Source organism: Oscillatoria sp. HE19RPO, from assembly GCF_024220515.1.
Classification (GTDB): Bacteria; Cyanobacteriota; Cyanobacteriia; order Cyanobacteriales; family Laspinemataceae; genus Laspinema.
This window is the reverse complement of the sequence record NZ_JAMXOT010000343.1, coordinates 1-4870: the sequence shown is the minus strand read 5'-3', so window position 1 is coordinate 4870 and position 4870 is coordinate 1. Positions and strand designations below refer to the sequence as shown.

Genomic DNA, 4870 nt, shown 5'->3' with positions numbered 1-4870 from the left:
AAAAAATAAAACCTTCAAAAAACCCGCAGGCTCAAGCCTGGGGCTACACGGACAAAGCGGTGCCTGCGCGGGCTAAAAGAGCCTTGTTAGGTGCGATCGCATCAAAGCAAGGATGATTTATTTGTTGGAATCCCCTAATCGGAAGCCAAAGCAGGCTTCACCCCGGTGTCGGTGGGTGAAGCCTGCTTTGGCTTATAATTCTTGCAATTGGGAAAAGCGCTCGGGACAGAAGAGGGCGACTCCAACGGCAATCACTTTACCACTATAGAGCGCCCGCGCTTCTAATTGCGATTGGGGCAGGTTTTGTTGCGCCAAAGACTCGGCGACTTCGGTAGCAAAGTCCTGGACGGACGACCCTGCGGCCAGAGCGTTACAGGCATTTTGTCCCAACTGTTCCGCCTGTTGACTCCCCACCCCTTGATGGATTTGGAGTTCCTCTGGGGTCAACAGTCCTTGTAAAACGGTATCAAATTCTTGAGCATAAGCGGGAGTGAGGGAGCATAAAACTAGGGAAGTGCTTAGACAAGCCAGGGATGTTTTCAGCATAATTTTATGTTAAGAAAGCGGTGATATTGTTTCCCATTCAACGACTGAACCCGATTGGGGACAGCTCAACGGTTTAATTTACCCCTGCATTATAAGGGGTGGGGGTCAAGTCAGCTTAGGGGGCGATCGCCCTCTAATCCGGGTGAATTGAACCTGGACAACTCCAAAACCCTTGACCCTCGGCTCAATGGAGAACGGCGCAAGGGAAAGACGAGTCTGAAACTGGGGGATTTTTTCCCTCGATAAGTTGGGTCCGTAGGCTATAGTAGCGATGCCGGCCCTCAATAGAGAGTGCGAGTTTCCATCATGGGCTGGAGGTGCCGTTGAGGAACTGCCCTAACCCGATCCATAGGGTGTTTTGGCGGGTCCGAATTCTCCAACGGATGAAGACGCGCTATCGAAACAATCAGGCGTTAGTTCGCCACATTTTCTGAAGTTTAATGACGGAAAGAATGGGGTTTGTAAAATTATGAGAAGAAATTCCGGACCGTATAAACCTTGGCTCTGTTTATTAAAATACCCCGGGGTCATCCCGGGAAAATTTTCATAAAATTACGCTGACATCCTATCCCTTGTACCTGGAATCTATGCACCGAAAGTCCTTGATTGGGATGCTTTTATTTCTGTTAACCCTGGGATTGGTGATTACCCTCCAACCCCGGTTATCAGCCACTCCCTCTAGGGATTGCGATCGCCTCGCAAGCCCAATCTTAATCGCCCAGACTGGCTCATCCAGCGCCCTGTTAGAGCCACCGCGATCGCCGTCCGAACCCTTGAGCTTTCCCATTCCCACTGGGCGGGGAGTCCCAAATCCTGAACCCACCAGCGCCATTACCCGCAGCGATGAATCTCGGTTTAGCGAGGGAGAGGACGAATCTCCCGCTCAACCCACTTATCTCACCATTGACATTCTCTGGATTTTATTATGCTCTGGCTTGGTCTTCTTGATGCAAGCAGGATTTATGTGTTTAGAATCCGGACTGACTCGCTCTAAAAATAGTATTAACGTTGCGGTTAAAAACTTTACCGACTTTGGCTGTTCCGTAGCTTTATTTTGGGCCTTTGGATTTGCCCTGATGTTTGGTACTTCTTTCCAAGGCTGGATTGGCGGTAGCGGATTCTTGTTAAAAACAGACTTACCGGCCTTTGATTTGGCCTTCTTTTTATTCCAAGCCATGTTTTGTGGCACCGCCACCACCATTGTCTCCGGTGCCGTCGCGGAACGGATGAAATTCGGGTCCTACCTGTTAATCGCTTGCCTCATTTCTGGCCTAATTTATCCTATTTTTGGACATTGGGCCTGGAATGGCGTCGAACAAGGGGCGCTGATGGGATGGTTGGGAAAACTTGGGTTTGTGGATTTTGCTGGTTCCACGGTGGTTCACAGTGTGGGGGGTTGGGTTTCTTTAGCCAGTTTACCCATTGTTGGGGCCCGTGCGGGTCGGTTTCCCCAGTTCGGGAAGGCGGAAAAAATTCACGGTTCTAACCTGCCGATTTCGGTTTTGGGGGCGTTGATTTTATGGTTAGGTTGGTTTGGGTTTAATGGCGGCAGTACCCTGGCCCTGAATGAAGATGTGGCCCGGGTAATTGTGAATACGGTCCTGGCTGGGGTCGCGGGAATGATGACTGCTTTGATTACGGGGTGGTGGTCCCGGGAGATTCCCGAGGTGGACCGGCTGATTAATGGGTCCTTGGCGGGGTTGGTGGCGATTACGGCCTGTTGTCATGGGGTAACGGCTATTTCAGCAGTGACGATTGGGGCGATCGCCGGGTTGGTGGCGATCGCAGTCGAGTCCCTCTTAGCCCGATGCCGGTTGGATGATGCGGTGGGTGCAGTCCCCGTCCATCTCGGGGGCGGAATTTGGGGCACCTTAGCGGTGGCGTTGTTTGGGGACCTGGAACTGTTGGGAACGGGGTTGAATCGCCTAGAACAGTTGGGAGTCCAGGTTTTAGGGATTGTCACCTGTTTTATGCTTGCCTTTGGGATTGCTTATTCGTTTCTCTGGATGGTGAATCGATTTTTTCCGTTGCGAGTCTCAGCAGCCGATGAGTATATTGGCTTGAATGTTTCGGAACATCGTGCGAAAACCGAGATTTTGGATTTGTTTCGGGTAATGGATGCCCAGGCGAAAACCCAGGACCTGACGTTGCGAGTGCCGGTGGAACCGTTTACGGAGGTGGGTCAAATTGCCGATCGCTATAATCAGGTGATGAATGCCCTAGAGGAGGCGGTGACTCGGACGGATGCAATTGTGAGAACTGCTACCGATGCGATCGCCACCTTTAACGCCTCGGATTTTCAAATCATGAGCCTTAATCCTCGGGCAGAAGTGATTTTTGGCTATCCCAAATCCGTCTTATTAGGAATGTCTCTCCCTCAAATCATTGAATTTGGGCTAGATATTTTATATTGGCAACCGGACAAACACCTCAAAATTGCCCAAATTTTATCTGAAATTGTCGCATCGGGACATCCTCATGAACGGGTCGGAATTCGCGCCGATGGCTCTAAATTTCCCGTGGAGGTTTCGATTACAGAAGCTAAATTTCGAGACACCGTTTTTTATACCGGAACCTTTCGAGATATTACCCATCGCAAACAAGCTCAAAAAGCCTTAGAAGAAAGTGAGGAACGGTTTCGCCGGTTATCCGGGGCAACCTTAGAAGCCATTGTCGTTCATGAGCATGGAAAAATTATCGATGTCAACCAAACTTGTGTGAATATGTTTGGCTATCCCCTCGCGGATTTAATCGATCGCAATGGGTTAAGTTTGATTGTCCCCGAACATCGGGATTTGGTTCTCAAACATATCGTGACTGGGTATGAAAAACCCTACGAAGTGACTGGATTAAAACAAGATGGCACTCGCTTTCCCATTGAAATAGAAGGGCGAATGCTTCCCTCCGAAGGGCGGGAATTGCGGGTGGCGGCGATTCGAGATATTACGGAACGCAAACAAGCACAAGCAGCACTCAGAGACAGTGAAGAACGATTTCGCTCGGTGATGGAACAGGCGGCAGATGGGTTTATTATCCATGATTTAGAGGGGCAGATTATTGAGGTTAATCATGCGGTTTGTGACAGTTTAGGATACAGTCGTCAGGAGTTGCGCGATCGCTCAATAGCGGACCTTGAACAAAAGTTACCCTTTGAAACCCTCAAACAACGCTGGCGGGAGATGGTTCGCGGGGTTCCCCTTGCCTTAGAAGGGGTGCATCGTCGCCAGGATGGGAGTACATTTCCCGTGGATGTTCGTGTCGGGTTGTTGGAGGCGGGGAATCGCAAATTGTTGTTAGCCCTTTGTCGGGATATTACGGAACGCAAACAAGCAGAAATTGCGTTAAGAAATGAACAAGAAAAGTCGGAACGGTTGTTATTAAATATTTTACCCGAGGCGATTGCGACTCGACTGAAGCAGGAACAAGGCACGATTGCCGATGGATTTGCCGAGGCAACGGTTTTATTTGCAGATATTGTGGGATTTACTAAGTTAGCGTCTCGGGTTTCCCCGACGGAGTTAGTTCATTTACTCAATGATATTTTTTCGACTTTTGACTTGCTGGCAGAACGACATGGGTTAGAAAAAATTAAGACGATTGGGGATGCTTATATGGTGGTGGGGGGATTGCCGTTACCCCGGGAAGATCATGCGGAGGCAATTGCCAGAATGGCCTTGGATATGCAGCAAGAAGTGATTGAGTTTAGCACAAAAATTCGCGAACCCTTTACGATTCGGATTGGCATTAATAGCGGTCCGGTGATCGCCGGGGTGATTGGGTTGAAGAAGTTTATCTATGATTTATGGGGGGATACGGTGAATATTGCCTCCCGCATGGAATCTCATGGAATTCCGGGTGCAATTCAAGTCACGGAATCGACTTACTCTCGTTTAGAAGGGAAGTTTGTATTAGAAAAGCGGGGTCTGATTCAGGTGAAGGGGAAGGGGAAAATGACTACTTATTTACTGAAGCATGAATTGAGGGTCAATGGGTTGACATCCTCTTTGTAGTTGCTATAGTTTGGAACGGATGAGAACGACAGATTTCAGTGCATTTCTGGTCCCTTGGTAAGGGGAGGGGACTTGGAACCCCACCCTAACCCGGACCTTGGTAAGGGGAGGGGACCGGAGGAACCCCTTTTACTTATTACTTAGGGAACTCCAAAAAATAAAATACCCAAAACGTTCGTTCGTAGATCAACGGAGTAGCGCGATCAATGTAGGGGCGCAATGCTTGCGCCCCTGGGGCGCAAGCATTGCGCCCCTACACATACCTTACTTTCAGTTGCGCGTTTGGAGGATTTATATTTTGCAATCCCCTTAGT

At 49.3% G+C, this 4870-nt stretch carries 2 protein-coding genes; one reads left to right on the top strand and one right to left on the bottom strand.

Annotated features, from left to right (window positions below; translation table 11 throughout):
* Window positions 1-192: 192 nt before the first annotated feature.
* The gene (locus NG833_RS26075; RefSeq protein ID WP_254568192.1) at window positions 193-546 is read right to left on the bottom strand and encodes a DUF732 domain-containing protein; all 354 of its coding nucleotides are present in this window, start codon (window positions 544-546) and stop codon (window positions 193-195) included.
* A gap of 587 nt (window positions 547-1133) precedes the next feature.
* Between NG833_RS26075 and amt the strand changes: the two genes are divergently transcribed.
* Window positions 1134-4556, top strand: a complete 3423-nt coding sequence (amt, locus tag NG833_RS26070; protein WP_256556166.1) for an ammonium transporter — start codon at window positions 1134-1136, stop codon at window positions 4554-4556.
* Window positions 4557-4870 lie beyond the last annotated feature (314 nt).

Coding starts and splice junctions, on each gene's coding strand:
- NG833_RS26075 (WP_254568192.1), bottom strand. CDS start 546: ATGCTGAAAACATCCCTGGCTTGTCTAAGCACTTCCCTAGTTTTATGC.
- amt (WP_256556166.1), top strand. CDS start 1,134: ATGCACCGAAAGTCCTTGATTGGGATGCTTTTATTTCTGTTAACCCTG.